This window comes from Desulfovibrio desulfuricans, assembly GCF_004801255.1.
GTDB lineage: Bacteria > Desulfobacterota > Desulfovibrionia > Desulfovibrionales > Desulfovibrionaceae > Desulfovibrio > Desulfovibrio desulfuricans_C.
Window position 1 is genome coordinate 3091817 of the sequence record NZ_CP036295.1, and the last position, 26519, is coordinate 3118335.

The following is a 26519-nucleotide window of genomic DNA, read 5'->3' on the forward strand; positions in this document are numbered from 1 at the left end:
CATGACGCTTTTTGCTGCCAACTCCCTGCTGTGCCGCTTTGCCCTTGCTCAGGGGGCGACCTCACAACCTCTTGATCCTGCAGTATATACTGGGCTCCGTGTCCTTTCCGGGGCCGGTATGCTCTGGCTGCTTCAACGGCGGCGCGGCGGCAATGCGCTACGCGCGGGCAGCTGGGGCGCAGCGCTGGCGCTGTTTGGCTATATGGCGTGTTTTTCGTGGGCCTATGTGCGGCTTTCTGCCGGCGCCGGAGCGCTGATCATCGCGGTTGCGGTGCAGGCGGGCATGCTTGCCGCCGGGCTGCTGCTGGGACAACGACCCGGCAGGGCGCAAAGCCTGGGCATTGGCATTGCCATGGCGGGCCTTGTCTATCTGCTGCTGCCGGGGCTGGACGCCCCCCCGGCGGGAGCGGCCACGGTCATATTCTGCTCCGGCCTGTGCTGGGCGGTCTATACCATCTGCGGCAGGGGGGGCAACGACGCGACAGCGGCCACTGCGGGCAATTTTATCCGCTGCGTGCCGCTGGCCCTTGCACTGCTTGTCTGGGGAGCCTTTTTCAATACCTTGGGCGCGCCCGCAGCCTGGTCTGGCGCGGGGGTCGCCTGCGCGCTGGCCGCTGGCGCGCTGGCCTCGGCCCTGGGCTATGTGCTGTGGTATGCGGTGCTGCGCTGGCTCAGCGTGCCCTCCGCCGCCGTGGTGCAGCTGAGCGTGCCGCTCATTACCGCCGTCGGCGGCGCGCTGCTTATGGACGAGGGCCTGAGCCTGCGCCTGCTGGTAAGCGCCCTGGCCATACTTGGCGGCATTTTTTGCGCCACCGTCCTGCCCCAGCTACGGCGCAGGCTGTAACGCCCCTGCAGGTTCAACCGGGGCGCGGGCGGCGAAAGCGGCCTGAAACCGGGGCTCCCGCACTGCGTTAACGCACGCTATTTTGACGGCGCTGCGGCCAGATTGGCCATAATTGTCTCCAGCACCCGGTAAAAACTCTCGATCTCGGCGTCAGTAATGCCGAGCAGGGCTTCAGCGCGCAGGTTCGCACCTATGCGCATGATATCGCTTATGACGCCATCGGCCCTGGCGGTAAGGCACACGCGCCGCGCGCGGCGGTCTCCCTCCACGCCCAGGCGCTGCACAAGGCCCAGACGCTCAAGGCCGTCCAGCACGCGCACGAGGGTCGGGCCCTCCACCCCCACAGAGGCGGCAAGCTCCTTTTGCGGCGCTTCGCCGCCCATGCGCGAAAGGTGCATCAGCACCAGCCAGCGCGCCTGGGTCAGCCCCAGCGGCGACAGGCGCTCGTCAAGCTTGTTTCGCCACATGCGGGCCGTGCGGCCAAGGGTCATACCGACTATTTCTCTCGTGGAAGCGCTCATGCTGCCCTCATAGGTGTATGGCTAAACAGTAGTAGTTATCTATTTGTCAAAGGGTAAAATGTTTGTACATTTTGCAAAATATCCAGCGGCGGCGCCCATGCCGGCTCGTAATACTAACGACATGTAAGTATTTACACGCATGCGGCATACAATTGAGGGCGCCCGGCTTTTGACCGGCGTGTTCATACAGGCCGACAGGCTCCTCTCGACAGGCGCACCAGAGCGCCGCGCAACCAGATGCGCAAAACTTACGAAGTATACTGGCGAAAGACAATGCAGAATGCGCCCAAGGGGCCGCAAGATTCGGTGCTGGGGCGGCAAAAGTCCCTTTGCCGCCAAGGCCAGAGGCTAAAAAAGACAGTCCAGAAAAATGCGCTCGCCCACTCCCTGGATGTAGGCTTCGATATGCACCAGGGCCAGACGCCGCTCAAGGGCCGACCGTTCATGACGGCAGCCGCAAAGCATGTCCTCAAGCTCCACCACGTCGCGCACGCCAAAATAGTCGCCGAACAGCCGAATGTCGACAATAATGCCCTCGCGCACGTCCATATGCACTTCAAGCACGCCGCCCGGCGTTTTTGCACTGCGCTCAAAGGCATAATTGGGCGAATAGCCAAAATTCCAGTACCATGAGCGGTAACGTTCTTCGGCCAAGGCATCAATGGCCGTTATTTCGTCCGGCCTCAGACAGGTGCTGCCGCCGGGCTGGTCGCTGGCAACAAATCGCATGAGATAGTCGATGAACGCCTCAATGGGCATGGGCTGGGGCAAAAAATCCACGATATTGCGCACGCGACCGCGCACGCTTTTGACAGACTTGTCGGTGTATTTGGCCGGGCTGGGCCTGAGCGCGGAGGAGACGGAATCAAGGTTGGCGGAATACAGCAGGGTGCCGTGGTGCAACAGGCGGTCGCGGTGCGAATGCTGCGCATTGCCCGAAATTTTGCTCTCTCCCACCACCATATCGTTGCGCCCGTTAAACTTGCAGGGGACCCCAAGAGAATTCAGCGCCTCGATGATGGGCCCCGCAAACCGCCTGAAGTCCAGCAACCCCGCCTGGTTGTTGAGGCTGATAAAGGTAAAGTTGATGTTGCCCAGATCGTGAAAAACCGCTCCGCCGCCCGTAAGCCTGCGCACCACGGGAATATGGTTTTCGCGCACGTAGTCCGCGTTGATTTCGGAATACGTGTTCTGGTTGCGGCCGACGACAACAGCCGAGGCATTGCGCCACAACATAAAGACGTCGGCATCAGAGTTATGCAGCAGCCAGTCTTCTGCCGCAAGATTGAAAGGCGCGTCTGTACACGTGTTATAGATAATGCGCATTGAACCCCCGCAATTTGCATTGATAGGGAATATCGTATTTTCTACACATTTCCAAGTAATCAGTTCATCCTTTCGCAATGGGCCTGTGTACTCGTGATGCAGTCTATGAAATTTTACCCCGTTTTCTGTCGCTTATTATCTGGGAACAAATACAAAGGCTTTGGATGCGGGCAGCGTTATCTGCGCCACCAGCATCCAAAGCCTTGAAGTTTCTGGCAAAACAACCGTGCAAACCCTACGCGCGGGCCTGAAGCTTGGGCAGGGTATTGGCCCCGTGCGGCAGCAGCGTTGCGCGCAGCTCGCGGCCTCCATTACATTTTTTTGCAAGCTCCAGAGCTTCATCCAGCGTTTTGGTGATGTGAATTTTTGTTTTGGCAAAGTCAGCCGGGTCCATGGCGCTGACCATGATCAGGTTGTGCTTTTCGGCCGATTCCGCAAACAGAAAGCCCACGTAGCTGCCTATGGAAAAGTTTTCGCGCAGGTCTTTTTCGCGCGCCTGCATATTGTCAAAATCGCAGATCTGGCGCTGCGTGTCCGGGCTGCCAAAGCCTTCGGTACAGGCGGAAAGTATGATGATGGTGCCGCCGGGGCTTACCACGGCAAGGGCATTGGCCAGCGTTTTGATGGTCTGATAAAAATTGATGTCCTTGGGCGCGCCGCCAGCGCTGGCGATAACCATGGGAGTACGCTCGCTTACGTCAACGCCGTCAATGGCGTCGACAAGCGCGCAGGCCTCGCGGTGGGCCTGCACCATATCGCCCGCCACTGCCTTGATGATGTTGTAGTTGTCGTCCACCACCACGTTGAGCAAAAAGCTGGGCTTGGCCAGCAGGGCCGCTTCTTCCAGATCGGCATGAAAAACATTGCTGTTTTCCATATTTGCGCTGCGCACGGCGGCGTTGGTTCCACTGCCAAAGCCGTTGTTCAGGGCCAGGTTGTGGTGCCGCTGGATGGTCTCGTAACTGGCTATGCCCGGCAGCAGATACTTGGGACCGCCGCCGTACCCGGCCAGAAAATGGTACACCACCCCGCCTGTGAGGATAATATGGTCGCTCTCCATGGCGACGCGGTTAAACCACACCTCGGTTCCCCGGCTGGTCACGCCAGCCTTGACCATGTCGGCCGATTCCCGGCACTTGTGGTCGATGACCGTAATGCGGTTGTAAATATCCTCGGACACGATGGCGATGTGCTCCTCGCGCGACATGGACCGGTGCGTGCCGGTGGCCGTAAGAATACGGATATCCGCATCGCGTATGCCGCACTTGTTCAGTCGGGCCACGACCGCAGGCACGTAGACGCTGGGCGACTGCCACAACCGGGTAGAATCGGGCACCACAAGGCATACGGTCTGGCCGGGCTTGAGCATTGCCTCCAGCCGGGGACTGCCGATGGGGTTGTCCAGGGCCTCGTTGATATGTTCAAGGGCGCTTTTGCGGGGCAGGGCAACCAGGTTTGAATGCAGTTCCGCTGCGATAAGACCATTGCCGAGCTGCACGGAAAATTCCTTGTCGCCGTATTTCATGTAATGCTGTGCCATGGATCGTGTCCCTGTTTTTTTGCTGTACCGCAATGCAGCGTCTTGACGTTGTGCTGCGGATACCTGCGCCGCGCACTTCTTCAGGGGTCTGTTATGCCTCATACGAACTTTTGTGAAGGGGGCGCAATTTGCCCGATTTTGCTTGCTACCGTGCCAGGCAAAACAGCGCGTTGCCAGTCATGGCAAGGCCCGCGCAGGCCAGCATCAGATCAATAAGCAGGCGAAATGTAGCCTCGGACATGCCAAGTACAAAGCGCTTGCCCGCAAACGTGCCCAGCGCCAGCGCTGCCCCTACCACAAGGCCGTTGCACAGCACGGGCAGGGGCAGCCCCCCCACAGCCCCAAAGGCAAGCGCCTTGGCCAGGTACACGGCAATGGAAGCCGCCGCCTCTGTGGCGAGCAGCGCCCCCTTGGCCAGGCCAAAACCGGCAAAAATGGGGATGGTCAGCGGCCCGGTGGAATAGACGACGCCCGTAAGGTACCCCACAATCCCGCCAGCCAGCGCCATCTGCCGTGGCCCAAGCCGCATGGCGCGTGTGCGGCTGGCCCGGCGCAAAACGATGAGCACAAAAAAGAACAGGCCGATACACAGGTTGGAAACGTCCGGGGGCATGATCCATAGCGTACGCACGCCCAGCACCGCCGCAGGCACAGCGGCGACCGTATACCAGGCAAAAGCCCTTACGTTGATCTGTCGCCGCCAGGCCAGCACGCGCGACGCATTGCCCGCTATGGAGGCCACGGCCATGATGGGGATGGCCGCCTTGGGGCCAAAGGCCAGGCTCAGCACCGGCAGCAGGATGATGGACGAGCCCGTGCCCACAACGCCGCTTATGGCGCCGGCCGCAATGCCGCAAAGGCCTATGAGTATGTATATCACCCGCTCTCCCGATCAACCCGTCGCTACAGCGGCTCCATATGATCCACCTGATGGTGAAACACGTAGGGATCGGGCACCAGCTCAAAGCGCTCGTCGTCCGGATAGTGCACCGCCAGCTGGTAATCCTCGCCCGCGAAGGCTTTTACAGCCTCAAGCGATGTCCACCATGTGGCAAAGAAAAAATGCTCCCAGCCCCGAAAATTCATGCGTCTGACGGCCACTCCCAGGTTGCCCGGCACGCTTTTGGCGTGGTCCTCGCCTGTTTTGCGCAGGTGCTCGGCAAAAGCCGCGCCGCGCGCCTCGGGAACGCAGCCGTGCCATGTGCGAACAATCATGTCTTCTCCTTTTTTTGTTTCGGATCCTGCCTTGGCGGGCGTGTTGTAAACCCCAAGGCCCTGTGTTACCCAACCGTCATTCAAAATCCATTTTAGTGAATGTTTTGGCTCGCAGGCGGCCCAACGCCTGCGCGTTTTTTTATTGTTGGGCAAACACCTTGGCATCAGCACATCGCTCCACTCCGGCCTGCAGATACGCCAGTCCTGTCCGCCTTTCAGAACGATTTATGCCAGCATGCGGAGTACGCACATGATAGGACCCATTGTGGACAGTGGAGGTCTGTTTGTCGGCGGCATTATCGGCGTCGTCTTTGCCGATATTTTTCCTGAGCGGCTGAAAAAGGCGCTGCCCTCCATCTTTGGCGTAATAACCCTGTGCCTCGGCACAACCCTTGTGGGCAAGTCCTCGGCACTGCCAGCCGTGACGGTGGCGCTTATCCTCGGCACCATGCTGGGCGAAATACTTTGTGCCGAAGCACTGCTGCAAAAAGCCCTGCGGGCCATATTCGGCCTGCTGAAAAGCAAACGCATGGGCGACGAAAACTTTTTTCTGATGGTCATAACCCTGGTGGCGGCCTTCTGCTTTGGCAGCATGGGCTTTTTGGGGGCCTTTCATGAGGGGCTCACCGGCAAGCCCGACATCCTGCTGACCAAGGCCGCTCTGGACATGTTTACCGGCGTGGTTTTCGGCTCCATAATGGGGTTTTCCGTCAGTCTTATCGCCCTGCCGCAGTTTGCCATTCTGGCGCTCATCTACATGGGAGCCACAACCATCGCCCCGCTCATGACCCCGGCCATGCTCAACGACTTTACCGCCTGCGGCGGCGTCATCTTTGTGGCCACGGGCCTGCGCATGTGCGAAATAAAAATATTCCCGGTCATCAACATGCTGCCCGCGATGGCCATCATTCTGCCGCTCTCGCACCTGTGGGAGCTGTACTTTCCCTTTAAATAACTGGCCCCGGCAGCCCACCCCCCACGCTCCCGCGGGCTGCCGCCATGACGGGCTGCCAACGGGGATGCCGGCGACAAAACCAGCCGCAACAACTGCTGCGGCTAGCACATGCCCCGCAGCTGGGCCAGCAGGTCGTCGGGCAGGTCAATGCTGTTGCTCTGCCGTGCAGACTGGCTCAGACCGATGCGGCGGTCGCCGGGCAGGCGCGCGCCCGGCTGTCCGGTAATAAAGGCAAGCAGGTGCTCCACGCGGTCCACAAAATTTGCCCCTGCCGTGGCTGCCGGGTCCATTAGCACAAAGCTCTGCCCAAGACGCGGCGGGGGGCCGTCGGGCGTAAACAGCGATGAGGATTCGATGGCCAGCGACGCGCCGGTAAGCCCGGCCGCCATGATCTCAACCATCAGCGCAAGCGCGTAGCCCTTGGGGCCGCCAAAGGGCAACAACGCTCCCTCAAAAGCCTTGACCGGGTCGCGCGTGGGATTGCCCTGCGCGTCCACTGCCGCGCCCTCGGGTATAAGCTCTCCCTTTTTGGCCGCCTGCAAAATTTTGCCCCGCGCCAGCAGCCCCATGGAAAGGTCTATGACCAGCGGCGGCGCGTCCTTGCGGGGGCAGGCCATGGCCAGGGGATTGGTGCCAAAGGTCACCACTGTGCCGCCGTAAGGCGCGAGCGCCGCCGGGCTGTTGGCAAAACCCAGAGCTACCAGACCCTGCTCCGCCAGATCCGCCACAGGGAACCCCAACACCCCGGCATGGTGCGAATTGCGCACGGCAAGCAGGGCCACGCCCTCTTCTTTTGCAGCCTGGGCCGCCACGGGCAGACCGTCGGCAAACGCGCTGAAGGCAAATCCGCAGCAGGCGTCCACAGTGACCACGCCGGGTTTTGGCCTTTGCACAACGGGTACTGCGTGACCGTCAACCTTGCCGGCGGCCGACTGCGCGGCATAATACGGGATGCGCGAAAACCCGTGCGAGGGCAGGCCTTCCATCTCAGCCCGAAGCAGCGAGGCGATGGTCAGCTCGGCGTTGCGCTGCCCTACATTGTGCGCTTTCAGGATATTTTCGCCCAGACTTTGTGCTTCTGTAAGTGAAACGGCAGACATATTATCTCCAATTCTGGCTGTTTTTACGTACGGTTGCTTGCATTGCACCAGCACTTTTTGCATACCAGCATAGGGGGCTGAGGCAAAGGAAATTTAGTGCGCCAGATTCAGGGCTTTTCTATGCGCGATCTATATGGTATTGTTTAAAAGGCACGCTGGCTCCCGCCAGACCGGCACTGCCTGTTGAGGCCCGTTGCCAGCGATCATGAATGGCAGTCTTGATCAGCGCAACAACGGGAAACAATACGCCCTGTGTGGGAGATTGCGGGCATCTTTTTCCTTTATGCGGGAAATTGCTGCTTGACGGCGCGGCCTAGTAGCCATAAGCAAGCTCGCGAAAGGCATTGCTGCCGACGCTCCCCAGGAATACGGCAATCAGGGCTGCCGCCCCCCATGGGAAATGCTGCCTCACGCAATGCACCACAAGGAAGGATAATGACGAGCTTCCACGACTTTCTCCGCAGGCTTTTCCCCATATGCCGCAGCATAACGGGCGACGGGGTGCGGCAGACGTTGCGCATACTGCAGGAAGAATTGCCCAATTTGCGCACATTTGAAGTGCCCTCAGGCTCCAAGGTTTTTGACTGGACTGTTCCGGACGAATGGAACATCGCCGGAGCGCGCCTCACCGGTCCCTCGGGCGAAGTCATCGCCGACTTTGCCGACACCAACCTGCACGTCATGGGCTATTCCGAACCGGTGGACTGCACAATTTCGCTTGACGATCTGCAAAACCACCTGCATTCGCTGCCCGAAATGCCCAAGGCCATCCCCTACGTCACATCGTACTACGCCCGGCGCTGGGGATTCTGCATCTCCCACGAGCAGCGGCAAAAGCTTGCCCCCGGCATGTATCGCGCGGTTATCGATTCCACGCTTGCACCGGGGCACCTGACCTACGGCGAGCTTGTCATCCCCGGCCAGTGCGAAAAAGAAATTTTTCTTTCCACCTACATCTGCCATCCCTCCATGGCCAACAACGAGCTTTCCGGCCCGGTGGTGGCCACGGCTCTGGCCCAGTGGGCGGCGCAGCAGCCCCGTCGCTACACGTACCGCTTTGTCTTTGTGCCCGAGACCATCGGCTCCATCACCTACCTGAGCCGTAATTACGAGGCCCTGCGCCGCAATGTGGCAGCGGGCTTCAACCTTACCTGCATGGGCGACGAGCGCGCGTATTCGTACCTGCCCAGCCGCCGAGGCGACACCCTGGCAGACAGGGCGGCCCTGCACGTGCTGCGACATTTTGCGCCCGATTTCAAAAGCTACACGTTTTTGAACCGCGAGAGCGACGAGCGCCAGTACTGCTCGCCCGGCATTGATCTGCCCCTGTGCAGCGTCATGCGCAGCAAGTACCACGCCTACCCCGAGTACCACACCTCGCTGGACGACTGCTCGCTGGTAACGCAAAAAGGCCTTGAGGGCAGCGTAAACATCATGACCCGCATACTTGAGGCGCTGGAAGAAAACGTCACCTACGAGCCGCGCGTGCTGTGCGAGCCGCAGCTGGGCAAACGGGGCCTGTACCCCACGCTGAGCACCAAGTCGTCCTGTACCGAGCAGGTTGATCTGATGATGGATCTGCTTGCCTACGCCGACGGCAACACCTCTCTGCTCGAAGAGGCCGACATCGTGGGGCGGGATATCTTTCGCTGTGCGGAAACCATGCGCAAGCTGGTTGAAAAGGACGTGCTGGCGGTCAAAAAATGCTGATCCGCTAAAGCGGCAAATACAGCGCGGCAGGGGTTTGGGCCTCTGCCGCGCTTTTGTTTTGGCGCATCTGCCATGTCGCGTCCATCTGGGCGCGCCCCGTGGCGTTTTCTACAGATCCCACCCCTGGGTCACTTCCCCGCCCTGCTTGTAGCGGAAGTCGCACACCTTGCCGCCGCTGGCCAGCGTGGTGGTGCGCGCAAGCCCCGTGCCCTCGGCCCGCGCGGTAGGAAAATCGATCTGACAGGGATAGGGGGCCAGCTCCGGCACGCCCTGGGCGGCAAAATACTTCATCAGCCCGCATTCGGTGTAGTCCACGCCAATATCAAACCCGATGCCGTCCCCCCTAAAGACAGTCTGCACCCAGTCAAGGGGATAGCGCCGCTGCTGGCTGCGCTGGGCCCAGGCCTGCAGCAGGGCAAAATACTGCGGCAAAAAAAATCGCTGCCCGTTGGCGCGGTACAGCTCCTTTTGCTCCGCGATGCTATACCCGGCCAGGTCATACACGAGCTTGCCCACATCCCTCGCGCTGAAGCCGTGGGGCCGCATGGCCGCATACAGCGCCACATACTGCGGCCCCACCAAAAAGCTGGGGTAGGTCAGGTTTTCCGGCCCGCCGATGTCAGGCAGGGGCAGCAGGCGCGCGTGAACTTTTTTTGCCTCGGCAAACATGGCGCTCAGGTCCTGCGCCGGGCGCTGACCGGCCAGCATCTGCTGCGCGCCGTCGCACATACCGGCAAACTCGGCGTTGAGGGCCTCGTCGCTCACAGGTTTGCCAATACCCTGAGCAATGGACGCCATGCAGGGGCAAGGCAGCAACAGGGCGGCGCACGCTCCCAATGCAAAAGAACAGAACTCGCGGCGGGTAAACCTGGCTGTGCGGTGCATGACGGCTCCTTTGGCGCAAGGCGGTGCGGTTGCGGCTTACGGTATGATCTGCTTATAGCGGCAGCCGCAACGGCTGTCCATGTGGGCTACTGCGGCGAGGCCGGGTTTGCGCCCGGGCAAAATATTTTTTAATTTTATTATATTATATATAAAACATAACTAGTGTTTGTTAATTCAGCAAGATAGCCTATACGGTTCTACTATCATACTAGCATACCATATTGACACTTTTGCATAACTGGTTCATGCAGTTCTGCTGAGATGCGAAAGACAGGCAATGCAGTGACCGTTGCAAGGCCATTATTACCTGTTGCCCTTATGATAAGCCCGCCGAGGAACAATCATGCCAGTGCCCTTTGCTGTCACGGTGCTGCAGTACCAACAAGTGCGCCTTGTTGGCGTGAGTATACACACGACCCTGCACAAAGCCCCCGTCGACTGCCCCCGTTTGTGGAGCGATGTTTTTGCCCACCGCATGCCGGAGTTGAGCGGCAAGGCCCAGAACGCATATCAGGGGCCATCGTACGGGGTTTCTGTCTTTACCGACCACAAGGGGCTGGCCTTCAACTATTGGGCGGCCATGGAAGCACCGGACATTGCCGAGCCGCCCATGGGCATGAGCGAAGTTATTCTGCCGGGGGGCTTGTACGCATGCTGCCGTATACCGGCTCCGGGCATGCTCCGCGAGGCCTACGACTATATGTATGATGTATGGCCGCAAACGGCCGAGGGCTTTCCCGTACAGGTCGACAAACCCTGCTTTGAACGCTACGACAGCCGCTTTTTCCAGTCTGGCACGCACGATGTGTACGTACCCATTCTGCCCCGCTGAGCTTGCCTCTGGTTTTCGCATAATCATTTTTCGACCCGCCGTCTGACCAGCACGGCGGACAGGCCTGCCGTGGCCAGCCAATCCGCGCCCTGCCTGCAGGAAAAACTGAGCCTGCGCTTCTGTGGCAGCGTGCTTTGCGGCAAAATAACGGCGCACAATAGCCCGGCATACAAAGGCGAAACCCTGGCCGCAGAGCGGGGCTGGGGCCATACGGAATAGCGGCTTTTTCGCCCCCGCCAGCCTTGCGCCATGCGCCCGCCCTTGCGCGGCACTTGGCCTCGCCGCCGATTGACGCTAGACTTGCAGTACGGTTGCGTATCAGCATAAGCGCAGCCGTCGCTACCCCACCAGCAAGCGAGGCGACCCATGATCATGCCCGCATTTTACATCCCCCACGGCGGCGGCCCCTGTTTTTTTATGGACTGGTCACCGCCGGACACATGGAAGGCCCTTGGCGACTGGATGCGTAGCATCCCCGCCGCGCTGCCCGCCCAGCCCAAGGCGCTGCTTGTTTTTTCCGCCCACTGGGAGCAACCGCAGTTTACGCTGCTCTCCACGCGCGATCCCGCGCTGTATTATGATTACTACGACTTTCCGCCGCATACCTATGAATTGCAGTGGCCAGCGCCGCCAGCGCCGGAGTTTTTTGACCGGGTGCGGCAGTGCGTGCGGGCAGCGGGCATGACGCTGGCAGAGGACAGCACCCGCGACTTTGACCACGGCGTATTTGTGCCCGGCCTGCTGATGTACCCGCAGGCGCAGATGCCCACGCTGCAGATCTCGCTGCGGCGCGGGCTCGACCCGCAGGAGCATCTGGCCCTTGGCCGCGCGCTGGCCCCACTGCGCAGCGAGGGGGTGCTGTTTGTGGGCAGCGGCATGAGCTTTCACAATATGGGGGCCTTCCACTACAGAGACAACACGTCCATTGAGGGCGCGACGATTTTTGACGACTGGCTGACAAAAACCGTGTGTAACCCGGACGCCGCCTTGCGCAACGCCGCCCTTGCGGAGTGGCAAAAAGCCCCCGGCGCACACTTTGCCCACCCGCGCGAGGAGCACCTTATCCCCCTGATGGTGATTGCCGGGGCCGCAGGTGCGGCGCAGGGCAAGCTTGCCTGGCACGGCAGGGCCATGGGTGCGCCGCTCTCCGCATTTTCTTTTGACTAAGTGCAATAAATACTTGCGCCTCGCAGCCAAAAGGTATAACTGATTTCTCCTCATGGGGCTGTAGCTCAGTTGGGAGAGCGCTTGAATGGCATTCAAGAGGTCAAGAGTTCAATTCTCTTCAGCTCCACCAGATAGGTAAATAGGAACCCCCGATCATCGAAAGATGGTCGGGGGTTTTTTCGTTTTTAGGGGAATGCATGGAGGAATGGGTTCGTTTTCAGAAGTTCGCATTGTTTTCATATCTGCAACCGACTGATAACAACAAATTTCTGATGCGACCGCTAGGTCAAACTCTCATGGCGCAAAAGAATTTTTTATTCGGTGTGGTATAAAAAATACTTGTAAATTAGCGATTTAATTAAATTTATAGAGGCCGTCTTGCCTTATCCTCCAGGGTGAGTTAATATATTTCGCTCTTCCCACAACTAATGACCGTCGTCCAGCTTTTTTGAATAGGTGACACACACATTCCTGCTAAACGCTGACAGACCTCGGCTGTGTACAACAACCTGAAATATTGATATATTTTACAGATGAATACAAAATTGCGTGCAATATCTCTCTTTGCTGGCTGCGGCGGAATGGACTTTGGTGCTGAAAAAGCTGGTATTGATATTATATGGGCAAATGAAATTGAGCACGATGCAGCAGAAACTTTGAGACAAAATTTTAAAAATGCAGAAATTGCTGAAGGCGACATAAAAAAAATTAAGTCGTTTCCTGAAGTTGATATAGTGATTGGTGGGTATCCCTGTCAGTCCTTTTCAATGGGCGGCAATCGCAATCCAGAGAATGATAAGCGGACTTATCTTTATCTAGAATTTTTGCGATGCTTAAACAATACCTCACCTAAATTTTTTGTTGCTGAAAACGTTTCTGGACTAAAGAAAATTGACAATGGCTCTTTTTTGCATGAACAAATACGCGTATTCAACGATGCTGGAAAATTTGGATATGATGTTTATTTTAAAGTTGTTGATGCAAAAGACTATGGCGTCCCTCAGTCGAGAAAAAGACTCTTTATTGTTGGGATAAGAAAAGATTTAAAATTGCAGTTTAGTTTTCCCGAACCAAGTCATGGAAAAGTAGGATCCGGGTTGTTAGCGTATGAATCGCATGGGCACGCAATCAAAGGTTTGCCTTCATGGCCTGAAGGCGAATTCTATGAGCGCCCACACGATCCAGAGGGGCATATGTCATGGTACTACATGTCACGCAACCGCAGAGCACCTTGGGTTGGCCCTTCATTTACGATAGTTGCGAACTGGCGGCATGTTACTTTGCACCCGGCTTCCCCTGTAATGAAGCTTACATGGTCAAATTTAAGTGATGGATGGAAACAACGGTGGGACTTTACCGATGAACACGATGCTGCGCTAGCGCAGCATCAAATTATACCTCTCGACACACCGCGTAGGCTTTCATGGAGAGAATGTGCCCGCATTCAAACTTTTCCCGCTAATTTTGAGCCATTTGGGAAGGTTGAATCCAAATTTACCCAGATTGGGAACGCTGTCCCTCCGCTACTCGCTGAAAAAATCCTAAAACACCTTGTAAGCGGTCGCGGGCTGCAAGAGCAAAAAGTTCCGCCTCAGCAACTTGCATTAATCTGACCCCCATTTGGCAGGCCAATATGTTTTTGCCCTATCAGAAGGGGTATAAACGGGAGGCTGCTCTAAATAAAAAATTGGTGATTTATAAATCGCCTCTGATGCCCTTGGGTAGTATTTTAGTTGTCCCCCAGAAAGGCCGTACCAATCAAAGACAACTTCTCTTGGATTACTGCTATCATAACCGCGTAAACATTTTTCAGAAGAAAACTCCCATATTAACCCTGTTGGCAGACTTAAAGAAAAGGAATGTACTTGGTATGAACGTACACCATCTTTAATTTTACTACTAACTGTAATATACTTACTACTCGCGATATCTAATTTTTTTCCAGGATTGTTATTTTCGTATTTTTGTTTTGCCTCTGTGTGCCATTGTGTTACAGTTGCTATGATGCACTCACCAACACTTTTAGCTACACTCTGTCTTTTTTCACGAAAAACATTCTCGGTAAGTTGCAACTTTTGAACTATTGGTTCCCATAGTTTTGCAGGTGAATTGCACAGCTCCATATACACACGCCCCGCATTTTCCAAATCTTCAAGGGCACTAGCCCGTGACAATTCTTTAGATTTTAAGGAAATTCCATAAGTGTTATTTATATGTGCTGTTGAACTGACGACAACATCAAAAATTTCCTTATTCTCGTTTGCATAGCCAGCAAGAATATCTGCAAAGATTCTCTCAAAATCACGCCAACCCGGCCTTGACGAATTATCACTTTCTCTCTCTTGACCGCTTCCATCGCGAAACACACTCATTGACAAACGTAAACGCTCAAGTTCTCGCGAGTTAGGCTTACGTGTCAAAAAAGGAATAGACATTTAATTTCCTCCATTAGTTGTGGGAAGAGCGAAATATATTAACTCACCCTGGAGGATAAGGCAAGACGGCCTCTATAAATTTAATTAAATCGCTAATTTACAAGTATTTTTTATACCACACCGAATAAAAAATTCTTTTGCGCCATGAGAGTTTGACCTAGCGGTCGCATCAGAAATTTGTTGTTATCAGTCGGTTGCAGATATGAAAACAATGCGAACTTCTGAAAACGAACCCATTCCTCCATGCATTCCCCTAAAAACGAAAAAACCCCCGACCATCTTTCGATGATCGGGGGTTCCTATTTACCTATCTGGTGGAGCTGAAGAGAATTGAACTCTTGACCTCTTGAATGCCATACTAAGGCATGATGCCCCAAACCTTACACCGTCAATGAAATCAGGCTATTAAATGTATATTTCCCGTCCGTTTTGATACATTTTGATACATTTTGTATATCCCAATCAGATTTCATGTGTAAGGATTTCAAGCACCTCCTTGTCCTCAATGCCCAGGTACCTCATGGTGACACTAGGGGATGAATGGTTGAACCTTTTGCAGATCAGCTCAAAACCCACACCAAATTTTGTCCTCTGAATGTATCCGAAGGTTTTTCTAAGGGAATGTGCGCCGTAATTGCCTTCAAGGTTTATGGTTTTGCACCATTCCTTAATCATGCGGTTTACGGTCATAATCGTAAGAGGCTTCTGGTGGCCTCTTCGGGATTGGAATAGGTAATCATCATCATAATGGTTAGATGCCTCCAGATGCCCTCTGAGGGCCTTGTAGACCTCCCTGTTTATATAAAGGGTGTTGGTCTTTCCGGTCTTGGATTCTCTGATTTGTATGGCTTGTCCGGGTTTGGCATATTTGACGTGTGAAATTTTGAGTTTAAGCAAATCACCAGTTCGGATTCCGTTGTTGATGCCAAGCGTGAAAAGCAGCAAATCACGGGGCCGTGATGCAAGCAGCTTTTTAATGGATTGAATATGGGACAATTCTCTGATTGGTTGAACGAGTGTTGATGATCCGTTTTTGGGGTGATTGGGGTTATTCATGGCATTGCCTCAATGTTAAATTAATATGTAAAATCAGTATATTACTTAACATTGTATGTACACTGCCACTAAATGAAATGAATAATAGATTAAAATGATTAGATAAAATGACAGAAGTTAAGTTTTATAAAGAACTTATCCTGAAATTTCCGATAGTTATGTGTAATTTTTCGATTCAGGGAACTTGAAAAAGTTAGCATTGGGAATGAGAAAATATCCACGCATTTGAATCTACATGTTGAATAAGTGATTGAATGTTCAATCAAATAACTAGCATGATTTAAAAAAATGTAGATTGGAAAAAAATTGAATTTATTTTGCAAATTTTTTGATTTTAAGTGATTTTGGAAACTGGTTTTCGATAAATTATATTCAAGAAAACGGATATATATAAATTTGAATATGGACATATAAGAATAGAATGAAATTATTTTGTAGAAAATAGTGATAACTGAGAATTTGAAAAACTTGTTTTTCAAATTTGAAGTTAATCCCGAAGGGATTTAATGCAAATGAGAAATAGAATGGAAATATGAATTGAATGGATTAAATTCAGATTTTGATTTGATTAATTTGTTTGATTAGAAATCCCGGAGCGGGATTTAACTTCGAAGTTGAAAAACTTGTTTTTCAACTTCTCAGTTGCAATTTTTATTTTGAAAAGACATTTTAAATGATTTTATACTATTCCATTCTTCTTAAAGAAGAATTATATACGATTTCTTGTATATAATTTATTGGAAACTGGTTTCCGAAATCATAGTTTTGAATAAAAAAGTGATATTTTTTTAAATTTATTTTTGTTTTTATTTAGAAGCAATATTAATAATGTGTATTTTATAGATTTAGTGCTGTTTAGAAGCTAAAAAAATTTGAATAGAGCATGAAAAGTAGCAAAAATGACGAAAAATTATTTTTAAATTTCAAGCAGATAACCACATTTCCACTAAAAAGGGGAGGCTTTATACCTCCCCAAAATTCTGAAAATCCCCATTCCAGCCGCATGCGATAAGCAATCATTTGATTTTGAGCTTTGCCTTGATCTGCGTTTCAAGCTCACGAAGAACGTCAACAGGAGCGGCTTGAAGCAGCTTTTTAATCTTGTTGATTTGTTGACGGTGCTCACGGTCAGTCTTGGCAAAAATCTGGGCTGGCGTGAAGTTCAGCACCTGCCCAATCTTTTCATAAAAATTGATGGTTGCATCCGGCGAACCCTCTTCGATTTTTCGAAGTTCAGCAATGGGAATTTCTGCTTTCTCGGCAAGTTGCTCCTGAGTAAGCTTCTTTGCTTCCCGCAGATTCACGATCTTTGCCCCAACGATTTTGAAAGACTCCATCATAAGTCATGCTCCTGTATGATTTTTTTAAAAAATATACAGGGTTATCGGGAAGTACACAGTTATTTTACGGGAAAGGCGGTCACAATGACCGCCTTTTTTTGCGTGTTTATTTCGTGGAAGGTTAACAATTCAAAAAACCATCGTAAAATCGGCGTAGCTTTCAAAATTTGTATAACCTTTAACTCAGGAGTTGGACATGAAAAAGATTGATATTAACGATTTTTGTGATTGCATTGCAGCTAACATGCCTTATGAGGACATTAAGGACATGTTTAATATCAAAACAAAGGAGCAATTTAAAAGATATTTGTATGATGCTTCTGCCAAAAAAGGCGAAATTATTAAATATGAATTTCCAAAAAATAGTAATTCACGCGATATTAGCTATTTAAAAGATGGCAGTATCAAAATTAATGCTAATTTTGTAAATCAGTCACTTAAAAAAATAATGGCAAGTAATGATGATGTAAACTTTAATATTAGTTTTGAATGTGAATCAAAACGAATTGTCATTGAATTTTGCTAAAACAAAACTGAAATATTCAAAATATAAATTTATAATAAGGAGTTTAATATGTGCTCAAAATCTTGGATTGATACATCTACATTGGATATGCGTAGTGAGGGAATAAAGCAAATCGTAAATGAAACAAATATAGCACTTGATGTGTTTAATGAAAATCATTTCGCTTGCGAAGAAGGAGGCAAATTTTTTATTTATACAGAAACAAAGGATGAAGATGGTAATTTTAAATTGACTCGTCTTTCATATAAAGATTTTGCATTCAGATATAACTGTAATGATATATATGTTCCTTCAGGAAAAAATGGCAATCCCTTCATCAAAAAGGGAATCGGTTCTTACTGGATGAGTTGCCCACAAAAAAGAACATATAATGGGATTATATTTAATCCAAAGTCCACTAATAGTGATTTTTATAATTTATGGACAGGATTTAAGATTGATTCAAGCAGTGATGGTGCTTTTCCTCATATAGAGAAACATCTCAAAGAAGTTTGGTGCAATGGAGATGAGGAATACTATGCATACCTCATAAAGTGGTTTGCTCATTTGGTTCAATATCCATATGAAAAGCCAGGTGTTGCTCTTGTAATAAAAGGGGAAAAAGGCACAGGAAAAACAGGCTTTATCTCCAAGTTGGCGGATATGATTCTAAAGGAACATTACATGTTGGTGAGTTCTTCTCGTGATATCTATGGTCATTTTAATGCCCAGCAGTATGGAAAGCTATTAATCACTTTTGATGAAGCGATTTGGAACGGTGACAAGGGGATGGAAGGAAGGCTGAAATCTTTGATCACTGATCTGAATATCCTTGTTGAAAAAAAGGGCATGGATGCAGAAATCACAAAAAACTATGCTCGCTATATTTTGCTGACAAATGAGAAGTTTACAGTTCCTGCAACATATGATGAGAGGAGGTTTTGCGCGTTAAGAATAAGCAATAAATACAAGCAAGATACTGAATATTTTTCAGAATTATATGATGCAATGGATCAGGGAGAAATCGCTTCATTTTTTGGATTTCTATCACGCCACAAGTTTAACAAAAATGATGTTTTTACTCCACCAGCAACTAGAGCATTATTTGAAGATGTGCTTGAAAATATGGATTTTTTTGACAACTGGCTTTTTAATTTAATTGACGATTACGCAATTAAATACAAAACTTCTGAGCTAATTTATGATATAGGATCTGTTGAAACTATTTCATTTGGAAGATTTGTCAGAACAAAAACATTATTTGAGAATTTTAGAGACGCAAAAGAGCGTTCTGGGCGATATTCATCAATTTTTACACAGACAAAATTTACTCAAAAATTGACAAACAAAAAAGATGGTTCTTATAATTTTCAATATGGAAAACATGAAGGGCATAATTGCATATTTTTGCCTACCATTGAGGATGCAAAAAGAATTTTTGAAAAAAAATATACTTGCATTGTAGATTGGACAGAATTTAATGAAAAAGGCAATATTCCAGAATATGATACTTTTATAAAAATGCTAAAAGAAAATTTTAGAAGCAGAAGTTGCAAGAAAAATGCTATAAAAACAGCACATAGCATGTATAAAGATAAACAATTTACAGAAGAATTTGGGCATATGCTTGGCATAGACAATTCAAATGTTGCCTAGCAAAAGAAAATACTCATTTTTATTTAAAATAGATGGGGTTTAACACTCAAGGCACGCTCCTTTTCTCCTTGGAGTTCATGGTAATATGTATCCGCCGTCATTCTGGTGGAGCTATGTCCTAGGAGTTTGGAAACGGCCTTGAGGTCTCCTCCATTTGCAAGCATGGTCGAGGCAAAAAGGTGCCGAATGTCATAGAGCCTTACGGGATAGTCAATCTCGGCTTTTTCGAGGGCGCTTTTAAATGACTTTCGGCATTGCTTTATGCCTCGACCATTTTTTTCAATCACATAGGGTGATTGAGCTGTTTTGCGTTTTGAAAGCAGCCTTTCTCGGAAATTGGGTGTCATGGGAATCGTTCTGTCTGACCCTGCCGTTTTGGTTCCCCGTATGTGAATTGTGCCCTGGTTGAAGTCTATGTCCTGCCAAAGCAATGAAAATAGCTCTGAGTTGCCGGGCCGCATTCCAAGCTCCCACTCAACCTCAATGATCCACCTGAGATGGTCAGGTGCAGCAGCATAAATTTTTGCGAGGTCTTTGATCGTTAGGCGCATGTCACGCCGTAATTCACGCTTCTTTTGCCAATTCGACATGGGGTCATTGGTGGTCAACTCATGTCGAATACCAAACCGGAATATGGCATGTAGGCTGTCCATATACCGGTTTTGGGTAGCTGGGGATTTATTTGTGAACCGTGCTGCAACAGCCAGAATGTCCTTGAAGGATATTTGGTCAACAGGAAGATGGCAAAGGCAGGGCAGAAAATGCTCGTTTAGCAAAAACTTGAGTGTGCCAATCCAAGAAGTTGTCTTGTCTTTGACTTTGAGAAAATCAAGGTAGCATTGTCCTAAATCATCAAGGTATATTTGTCGAGAATTTGAAAGGGCCGCAACCGTGTATATATGCCCTGATTTGATTTCCATTTCTCTGTTCAAGGCCAATTCTTGCGCTTCTGACTCGTTTCCGAAATAATCCTTCTTAGGGCTGACAAGCCCTGGCACCCGGTACTGGACATACCAGTTGCCAGACTTGGTTTGGCTGACGGCCATTAAACAACCCTCCTAAATCCAGAACGAATTTCTGCATCTATGTTTGCAAAAACTTCTGGATTTTTCATCCATGCCTCAAGGTCAAGAACTCTGATTCTGTTTTTATTTGGTCCATATTTGGGTATTTTATACTGTTCCATGATTCTACCGAAATAAGCAGCATTATAACTACAATATGCTGCTGCCTGTTTAATGGTTAAATATTCGCACATTTTTTTGCCTCATTTATATAAATATGTATAAATATGTACACAAACATCTTGAATATGTACATAAATATTTATAAAAATGGAGATTTAAAAATATGGAAAATGAATTAATGAACAAATACTTGATTGATGAAGATTCAAATAAGAATTTTATGGATTGAATTATACGAAAAGCAACATTTGAAAAAGACCCAAAGAAACAGTTTATAATGACTTCATGCTTCGATTTTTTGAATGCTGTAAAAGCTTCATCTAATGAAAAGTGAATTCGTCAAGCACAAAGTGTTGTAGGACAATTTGTTAAAAACTTGTAACTTCAATATAGGCGAGGATTAGATGGATGTGACTGTGAATTTTGAAGATGTGCTCATACAAGCAAATTGTGATATTTCGGCAAAAAGAGGCAATATAAAATGCCCTTTTTGTAACACATGGTCATTTAAAATTTATCCAGAGCAATTAGCCAAATGCCATAATGCTTCTTGTGGTTGGCATGGGGATGCAATCAAGTTTTATACAGAGTTTAAAAATATTGATAAAAATGAGGCTATTAAAGAACTCGCTGTTAAGTTAGATTTAAAAAAGTCTATTGTTGGGAAAAAAGAGCAGACACTTAAGGAAGCAAAAATTGCACTAGCTAAGGATTTAGAATTTTTGTCATGGTGCAGACTATATTTTGCATTTTATAAAAACGATGTGGTTGAGCAAAAAATATATGCTGAAAAATGTGGGCTATCAAAATCGGCTTTTAGTAGAATATTAAATGGGAATATGGGGAATGCACTTACATGGAGAAAGACGCTTAATGTTTTGAGACAAGAGATTAATATTGAGAGATTAAAGAAGGATATTAAAAAAGGTGCCAAATATTTTTTAGAGGACATTCCTTTAGAATATGTGACAAAATATAGGATTAAAAAAAGAACTTAGAAATCTCGTCCCTTAAGCTAGCTTTGACATGACGAGTTTCCTTTGACCATTAAAATGTGCAGGCAAAAAAATGGGGATAGCATGAAAGCTATCCCCATTTTTTCAATTTATAACAGCTAATTAGAATGTAAGGCGAAGTCCAAGACTGACTTCATTCATTGCCGGATTGGTGGTTATGCTGTCGTCATTGTACGAAGTTTTGTTTTTGCCAAGACCAACGTATCTGTAGGCAAGATCCGCAGAAACATTGTCCGTGAACGCATATGAGCAGCCCGCGCCAACATTCCATGCGAAGACGGTATTCATAGACGATGCCGACATGCTTTCGCCGTTTCGTCCATGAATGTCATAATTGCTGTTGATAAAGCCCATGCCGAGACCACCGCCAATATAGGGGGTGAACTTGCTGCTATTATGAAAATCCCAGTAGGCATTTGCAAAAAGGGTATTCACATTCCATGTGGCATCAATTGAACCAGTACGAGTGTTCTTCGTGCCGGACCATTCTGTGCGTGCGCTGCTCCTCATGTCGTACTCGACTTCGACACGAAATGGGGCATTGAACTTGGGGTAAAAGTCGTAACCCGCAAAAACGCCACCGCCTACGGTATTCTGGCCATAGGTATCAATGCCGAAGTAGTCGAAGTTTTTGGAATGTGAGGTGGCTCCTGTCGATTGGATCGAGTCAAGGAATTTAAGCCCCCCATAAACGCCGTTAACCTCTGCCATTGCTGGGGCGCTGAGGGCAAAAATCAGAGCAATAGCAAATACCATTCGCTTAAACATAGAATCCTCCCATTTGTAAGCCAGTTATAGGTATTATTGGCTTTATAAAAATAACCTATAAACGGCATTCTAGCCCAAGTAAACACTTTTAGTGGGTTTATAGCCATAAAATGTCACTTATAATTGGCTTTAAGGGGCAAATTATGACTTTTGCTATTCGATTGGGCCAGAGGCTTAAGCAGGTGAGGCGTCTAGGTGGAATGTCACAAGACCAAGCTGCTGAGCTTGCGGGTATCAGCGGGAAATATCTCGGAGAGATTGAGCGCGGCGAAGCAAATGCCACGGTAATCGTTTTGGCAAAGCTTGCTGACGCCTTGCAAATAGAACTGCCGGAGTTGTTAAGCTTTGGTCATGTAGACACACGTGAAAATTTAATCAAAAAAATCAGCTTGTTAATTGAAGGCGTTTCAGATGAAGAACTGGCAAAAATCTATCGGGCTATTGTTGCTATAATCAAGTGATTGTTTGTCAGTTTAGTGTGTTTAGTGGATTTCAGGGGAATTTAGGGGAGGTATGAAGCCTCTCTTTTTATTTGGCTGGGCACTTTTGGTAGTTTGGGCACTTTTTTGGTGAATTGGAGCGAAGGAGAGATGCTTTAATAAAATTATATATTACGTTAAAACTGGAAATGTGGTTATCTGCTTGAAATTTAAAAATAATTTTTCGTCATTTTTGCTACTTTTCATGCTCTATTCAAATTTTTTTAGCTTCTAAACAGCACTAAATCTATAAAATACACATTATTAATATTGCTTCTAAATAAAAACAAAAATAAATTTAAAAAAATATCACTTTTTTATTCAAAACTATGATTTCGGAAACCAGTTTCCAATAAATTATATACAAGAAATCGTATATAATTCTTCTTTAAGAAGAATGGAATAGTATAAAATCATTTAAAATGTCTTTTCAAAATAAAAATTGCAACTGAGAAGTTGAAAAACAAGTTTTTCAACTTCGAAGTTAAATCCCGCTCCGGGATTTCTAATCAAACAAATTAATCAAATCAAAATCTGAATTTAATCCATTCAATTCATATTTCCATTCTATTTCTCATTTGCATTAAATCCCTTCGGGATTAACTTCAAATTTGAAAAACAAGTTTTTCAAATTCTCAGTTATCACTATTTTCTACAAAATAATTTCATTCTATTCTTATATGTCCATATTCAAATTTATATATATCCGTTTTCTTGAATATAATTTATCGAAAACCAGTTTCCAAAATCACTTAAAATCAAAAAATTTGCAAAATAAATTCAATTTTTTTCCAATCTACATTTTTTTAAATCATGCTAGTTATTTGATTGAACATTCAATCACTTATTCAACATGTAGATTCAAATGCGTGGATATTTTCTCATTCCCAATGCTAACTTTTTCAAGTTCCCTGAATCGAAAAATTACACATAACTATCGGAAATTTCAGGATAAGTTCTTTATAAAACTTAACTTCTGTCATTTTATCTAATCATTTTAATCTATTATTCATTTCATTTAGTGGCAGTGTACATACAATGTTAAGTAATATACTGATTTTACATATTAATTTAACATTGAGGCAATGCCATGAATAACCCCAATCACCCCAAAAACGGATCATCAACACTCGTTCAACCAATCAGAGAATTGTCCCATATTCAATCCATTAAAAAGCTGCTTGCATCACGGCCCCGTGATTTGCTGCTTTTCACGCTTGGCATCAACAACGGAATCCGAACTGGTGATTTGCTTAAACTCAAAATTTCACACGTCAAATATGCCAAACCCGGACAAGCCATACAAATCAGAGAATCCAAGACCGGAAAGACCAACACCCTTTATATAAACAGGGAGGTCTACAAGGCCCTCAGAGGGCATCTGGAGGCATCTAACCATTATGATGATGATTACCTATTCCAATCCCGAAGAGGCCACCAGAAGCCTCTTACGATTATGACCGTAAACCGCATGATTAAGGAATGGTGCAAAACCATAAACCTTGAAGGCAATTACGGCGCACATTCCCTTAGAAAAACCTTCGGATACATTCAGAGGACAAAATTTGGTGTGGGTTTTGAGCTGATCTGCAAAAGGTTCAACCATTCATCCCCTAGTGTCACCATGAGGTACCTGGGCATTGAGGACAAGGAGGTGCTTGAAATCCTTACACATGAAATCTGATTGGGATATACAAAATGTATCAAAATGTATCAAAACGGACGGGAAATATACATTTAATAGCCTGATTTCATTGACGGTGTAAGGTTTGGGGCATCATGCCTTAGTATGGCATTCAAGAGGTCAAGAGTTCAATTCTCTTCAGCTCCACCAGATAGGTAATTAAAACCCCCGATCATTGAAAAATGGTCGGGGGTTTTTTGCGTTTAACTTCTCACTAGCTTTGATTGACTTATTCTATGCACGAGCTACCCTTCAATGGCTTTGATATATTGCTTTTTCCCTAATATAGAAAGATTTAAAGACTTCAAAGCATCTTTTGCCATAGTCGTCTTATCTTGTCTTTGTAAATTATATTCTGCCGCGCGCAAGTTTTTCTTGTACTGGCGAGGAACAATTGGTTTTACACTATCTGTATTTAACCCGGTTACAATTCCTGCAGAATGTCCAGTATTGAATGTTTCTTTTTTCATATTCAAGAAAAATGCATTGCGTGTAACAATTTGTCTGAGATTTGCCCTCGTTTTCTCAGAAATAAAACTGCCTGATATAGTTATATCATCTATATATCGAGAATATCTTAAACCTTTTGGGTAAACATACTCATAAATATTTTTATCAAGTGGAATGCAAAGAATATTAACAAGTGCTGCACTTGTAGGAAAACCTTGGGCCAATTCATAGTTGAATGTGGTCAAATTGGTGAGTGTTTGGGCGACAATAGGGCTACATCCAAGTATCTCTTCGTATAGTCGTCTGATTCGTGATGAAGGTACATTGGGGAAGCAAGATTTTAAGTCCATGCAGAATTTATATTGTCGCCCGCAGTGGACAGCCGCATTTGTTTTAGCGGAATGCTTTGGAACAGCCCCATGCGCGTAAGGACTGATAGGAATCCTATACAATAAATTATGCAATATCTTGTGTTGGATGGCTTTTAATTCGCTTTTTGCATTTGCTATAAGCCTTCTCTTTCCAGGTTTAGTTTCCTTTTCACGCAAAGAACAATACTTATCCATATTTGAAGCAACACGAATAAGTATTTCTTGTTTTACCTTTATTCTAAGGCAAAGGTGCGTGATTGTCTTAATATTGAGCATATCCTTAAGTATCAAGTAGAATAATCTGCATAGCATTTTTTTTCATATTCAAAAATATTTTCTTATCATCATCTTGCAGCTCTAAAGGGGTATCACACCCAGCAATAAGTAATATCTCATTTGAAATTCCAAGCTTATCTGCAAAATCTCTAAGTTTTGTGATACTTACATCTCTTTTATTATTTTCAACTTGGGATAAAAAATTTTGCGTGACGCCCAGCATTTTTGCCATGTCACCTTGAGAAATGCCCCTATGGACTCTAATCAGCTTTAAAACGGCCCCAACTGAACTCATATGTATACCCCATCAGGGATTGTTTGCTTGGCACTTTGGTCTATATCCATTCTACTGATTGCGGTGTATGTCATTCATTTTTTCAATCTTTGCCATAAATATAGCAAGTAAGATTTAATGACAGGCCATATCAACGCAAACAAAGGAAAGGAAACGTGGGATTCAGAGATTGTAATTTTACGCAGCCTCAGCCTAAGAGCACTTTTTGCGATGCTCAACCTTAAGTCTACTTCTTTTTTGTGCATGCTATTCTCCTGCACGTTTTATGGTTTTCACAACAAAACGTGCAAGGAGTACATGACGTAACTCCTTGCACGTGATTAGCCGAAGGGTTCTTTCCCACTTCGACCGTTGTGCCAGTATTATCTAGCCAAAAAACGAAATTGCAGTATCAGACAGAGCAGCACATAGTGTATTCCGCCGAGTATGCCGACCACAGCCGGGTTCCGAGCTGGGGGCATAGCGCCTTCGTGTACCCCTAAAGAAAGGGGGAGCCGTACAAAGTCGGCTCATAGTCCTCTTACGAGGAATAAGTTGGCTAACCACGCTAATTACAAGGAGTAATCAAATCTCTGATTGTCAAAGAACACTGCGGCGAATCACCGCCTTCCTCTTTTCTATATATGGGCAAGGTTTTGCTGTCAATCTTTTTTGCTTTAAAAGCAAATTTTTTTGACTGAAGCTTAAATCCAAAATCACTACCAAATCATACACAAAATGTTAGTTCAGATTCGATGCTGTAGAGATAAGATGATGGACATCCGCCGTCGCCTATTGGATCACGCATCACATAAGTATCTCTGGTGCGCAGATGTGAGCCGAGCAAAGCTAGTGAGAAGTTAAACGCAAAAAACCCCCGACCATTTTTCAATGATCGGGGGTTTTAATTACCTATCTGGTGGAGCT

General features: G+C 47.8%; 26 protein-coding genes and 1 tRNA gene. 12 read left to right on the top strand and 15 right to left on the bottom strand.

The genetic code is table 11. The annotated features are described in order from the left end of the window. The first annotated feature begins 118 nt into the window (after window positions 1-118). The gene (locus tag DDIC_RS13005) at window positions 119-844 is read left to right on the top strand and encodes a DMT family transporter (protein WP_247647490.1); all 726 of its coding nucleotides are present in this window, start codon (window positions 119-121) and stop codon (window positions 842-844) included. Between the two features lie 77 nt (window positions 845-921). Here the strand turns inward: DDIC_RS13005 and slyA are convergent, their stop codons facing one another. From slyA to DDIC_RS13030, 5 genes are all read right to left on the bottom strand, one after another. Further along, window positions 922-1365, bottom strand: coding sequence for a transcriptional regulator SlyA (gene slyA / locus DDIC_RS13010; protein ID WP_136400834.1), 444 nt, complete (start codon window positions 1363-1365; stop codon window positions 922-924). Between the two features lie 348 nt (window positions 1366-1713). Then, on the bottom strand, window positions 1714-2691 hold the full coding sequence (locus DDIC_RS13015) for a lipoate--protein ligase (protein WP_136400835.1): 978 nt from the start codon (window positions 2689-2691) through the stop codon (window positions 1714-1716). Between the two features lie 235 nt (window positions 2692-2926). Further along, the gene (larA, locus tag DDIC_RS13020) at window positions 2927-4231 is read right to left on the bottom strand and encodes a nickel-dependent lactate racemase (protein ID WP_136400836.1); all 1305 of its coding nucleotides are present in this window, start codon (window positions 4229-4231) and stop codon (window positions 2927-2929) included. A gap of 145 nt (window positions 4232-4376) precedes the next feature. Further along, window positions 4377-5111 carry a sulfite exporter TauE/SafE family protein gene (locus DDIC_RS13025; RefSeq protein WP_136400837.1) on the bottom strand — a complete coding sequence of 245 codons (735 nt, stop codon included), beginning with the start codon at window positions 5109-5111 and terminating at the stop codon, window positions 4377-4379. Window positions 5112-5134: 23 nt separating this feature from the next. Next, window positions 5135-5446: an antibiotic biosynthesis monooxygenase gene (locus tag DDIC_RS13030; protein ID WP_136400838.1), complete on the bottom strand. Its 312-nt coding sequence runs from the start codon at window positions 5444-5446 to the stop codon at window positions 5135-5137. Window positions 5447-5696: 250 nt separating this feature from the next. Here DDIC_RS13030 and DDIC_RS13035 point away from each other — a divergent pair, with 250 nt between their 5' ends. Next, window positions 5697-6401, top strand: a complete 705-nt coding sequence (locus DDIC_RS13035; RefSeq protein WP_136400839.1) for a DUF554 domain-containing protein — start codon at window positions 5697-5699, stop codon at window positions 6399-6401. A gap of 101 nt (window positions 6402-6502) precedes the next feature. Here the strand turns inward: DDIC_RS13035 and DDIC_RS13040 are convergent, their stop codons facing one another. Then, window positions 6503-7501 carry an Ldh family oxidoreductase gene (locus DDIC_RS13040; protein WP_168732564.1) on the bottom strand — a complete coding sequence of 333 codons (999 nt, stop codon included), beginning with the start codon at window positions 7499-7501 and terminating at the stop codon, window positions 6503-6505. Window positions 7502-7936: 435 nt separating this feature from the next. Here DDIC_RS13040 and DDIC_RS13045 point away from each other — a divergent pair, with 435 nt between their 5' ends. Next, window positions 7937-9211, top strand: a complete 1275-nt coding sequence (locus DDIC_RS13045; protein ID WP_136400841.1) for a DUF4910 domain-containing protein — start codon at window positions 7937-7939, stop codon at window positions 9209-9211. A 108-nt stretch (window positions 9212-9319) separates the two neighbouring features. On the opposite strand, the gene DDIC_RS13050 is transcribed toward DDIC_RS13045, so the two are convergent. Further along, a complete protein-coding gene (locus tag DDIC_RS13050) occupies window positions 9320-10096 on the bottom strand; it encodes an L-2-amino-thiazoline-4-carboxylic acid hydrolase (protein WP_136400842.1) in 777 nt (258 codons plus the stop codon). A gap of 343 nt (window positions 10097-10439) precedes the next feature. Between DDIC_RS13050 and DDIC_RS13055 the strand changes: the two genes are divergently transcribed. From DDIC_RS13055 to DDIC_RS13070, 4 genes are all read left to right on the top strand, one after another. Then, window positions 10440-10928 carry a GyrI-like domain-containing protein gene (locus DDIC_RS13055; protein ID WP_136400843.1) on the top strand — a complete coding sequence of 163 codons (489 nt, stop codon included), beginning with the start codon at window positions 10440-10442 and terminating at the stop codon, window positions 10926-10928. 366 nt (window positions 10929-11294) lie between these two features. Beyond that, on the top strand, window positions 11295-12095 hold the full coding sequence (locus DDIC_RS13060; RefSeq protein ID WP_211088883.1) for a DODA-type extradiol aromatic ring-opening family dioxygenase: 801 nt from the start codon (window positions 11295-11297) through the stop codon (window positions 12093-12095). Window positions 12096-12149: 54 nt separating this feature from the next. Then, window positions 12150-12225 (top strand) — tRNA-Ala (locus DDIC_RS13065). Between the two features lie 403 nt (window positions 12226-12628). Then, entirely contained in the window at window positions 12629-13708 is a 1080-nt protein-coding gene (locus DDIC_RS13070) for a DNA cytosine methyltransferase (protein ID WP_136400844.1), read from the top strand. Here DDIC_RS13070 and DDIC_RS13075 read toward each other — a convergent pair. The 3 genes from DDIC_RS13075 to DDIC_RS13085 all read right to left on the bottom strand — a co-directional run bounded on the left by DDIC_RS13075 (window position 13700) and on the right by DDIC_RS13085 (window position 16926). Beyond that, entirely contained in the window at window positions 13700-14530 is an 831-nt protein-coding gene (locus DDIC_RS13075; protein WP_136400845.1) for a hypothetical protein, read from the bottom strand. The two genes, DDIC_RS13070 and DDIC_RS13075, sit on opposite strands and share 9 nt — an antisense overlap. Window positions 14531-14992: 462 nt before the next feature. Continuing rightward, the gene (locus tag DDIC_RS13080; RefSeq protein WP_136400846.1) at window positions 14993-15586 is read right to left on the bottom strand and encodes a tyrosine-type recombinase/integrase; all 594 of its coding nucleotides are present in this window, start codon (window positions 15584-15586) and stop codon (window positions 14993-14995) included. A gap of 1016 nt (window positions 15587-16602) precedes the next feature. Continuing rightward, complete coding sequence (locus tag DDIC_RS13085; RefSeq protein WP_136400847.1) at window positions 16603-16926, bottom strand: helix-turn-helix domain-containing protein; 324 nt, start codon at window positions 16924-16926, stop codon at window positions 16603-16605. Between the two features lie 196 nt (window positions 16927-17122). Between DDIC_RS13085 and DDIC_RS13090 the strand changes: the two genes are divergently transcribed. Beyond that, window positions 17123-17452: a hypothetical protein gene (locus DDIC_RS13090; protein ID WP_136400848.1), complete on the top strand. Its 330-nt coding sequence runs from the start codon at window positions 17123-17125 to the stop codon at window positions 17450-17452. 48 nt (window positions 17453-17500) lie between these two features. Continuing rightward, window positions 17501-19087, top strand: coding sequence for a DUF5906 domain-containing protein (locus tag DDIC_RS13095; RefSeq protein ID WP_136400849.1), 1587 nt, complete (start codon window positions 17501-17503; stop codon window positions 19085-19087). Between the two features lie 23 nt (window positions 19088-19110). Here DDIC_RS13095 and DDIC_RS13100 read toward each other — a convergent pair whose 3' ends face one another. Both DDIC_RS13100 and DDIC_RS13105 read right to left on the bottom strand, forming a co-directional pair. Next, entirely contained in the window at window positions 19111-20133 is a 1023-nt protein-coding gene (locus DDIC_RS13100; RefSeq protein WP_136400850.1) for a tyrosine-type recombinase/integrase, read from the bottom strand. Beyond that, on the bottom strand, window positions 20133-20345 hold the full coding sequence (locus tag DDIC_RS13105; RefSeq protein WP_136400851.1) for a helix-turn-helix domain-containing protein: 213 nt from the start codon (window positions 20343-20345) through the stop codon (window positions 20133-20135). The genes DDIC_RS13100 and DDIC_RS13105 overlap by 1 nt, the downstream gene beginning before the upstream one ends. A 345-nt stretch (window positions 20346-20690) precedes the next feature. Between DDIC_RS13105 and DDIC_RS13110 the strand changes: the two genes are divergently transcribed. Then, complete coding sequence (locus DDIC_RS13110) at window positions 20691-21272, top strand: CHC2 zinc finger domain-containing protein (RefSeq protein ID WP_168732565.1); 582 nt, start codon at window positions 20691-20693, stop codon at window positions 21270-21272. 120 nt (window positions 21273-21392) lie between these two features. Here DDIC_RS13110 and DDIC_RS13115 read toward each other — a convergent pair whose 3' ends face one another. Next, complete coding sequence (locus tag DDIC_RS13115; protein WP_136400853.1) at window positions 21393-22058, bottom strand: outer membrane protein; 666 nt, start codon at window positions 22056-22058, stop codon at window positions 21393-21395. A 143-nt stretch (window positions 22059-22201) separates the two neighbouring features. Here DDIC_RS13115 and DDIC_RS13120 point away from each other — a divergent pair, with 143 nt between their 5' ends. Together DDIC_RS13120 and DDIC_RS13125 are read left to right on the top strand one after the other, a co-directional pair. Further along, entirely contained in the window at window positions 22202-22519 is a 318-nt protein-coding gene (locus DDIC_RS13120; protein WP_168732566.1) for a helix-turn-helix domain-containing protein, read from the top strand. A 1108-nt stretch (window positions 22520-23627) separates the two neighbouring features. After that, the gene (locus DDIC_RS13125) at window positions 23628-24221 is read left to right on the top strand and encodes a tyrosine-type recombinase/integrase (protein WP_136400846.1); all 594 of its coding nucleotides are present in this window, start codon (window positions 23628-23630) and stop codon (window positions 24219-24221) included. A 245-nt stretch (window positions 24222-24466) separates the two neighbouring features. Here DDIC_RS13125 and DDIC_RS13130 read toward each other — a convergent pair whose 3' ends face one another. Both DDIC_RS13130 and DDIC_RS13135 read right to left on the bottom strand, forming a co-directional pair. Beyond that, window positions 24467-25318 (bottom strand): reverse transcriptase family protein, encoded by an 852-nt coding sequence (locus DDIC_RS13130; RefSeq protein ID WP_168732567.1) that lies wholly within the window; start codon window positions 25316-25318, stop codon window positions 24467-24469. 4 nt (window positions 25319-25322) lie between these two features. After that, window positions 25323-25613: a helix-turn-helix domain-containing protein gene (locus tag DDIC_RS13135; protein ID WP_136400856.1), complete on the bottom strand. Its 291-nt coding sequence runs from the start codon at window positions 25611-25613 to the stop codon at window positions 25323-25325. Between the last annotated feature and the right edge of the window lie 906 nt (window positions 25614-26519).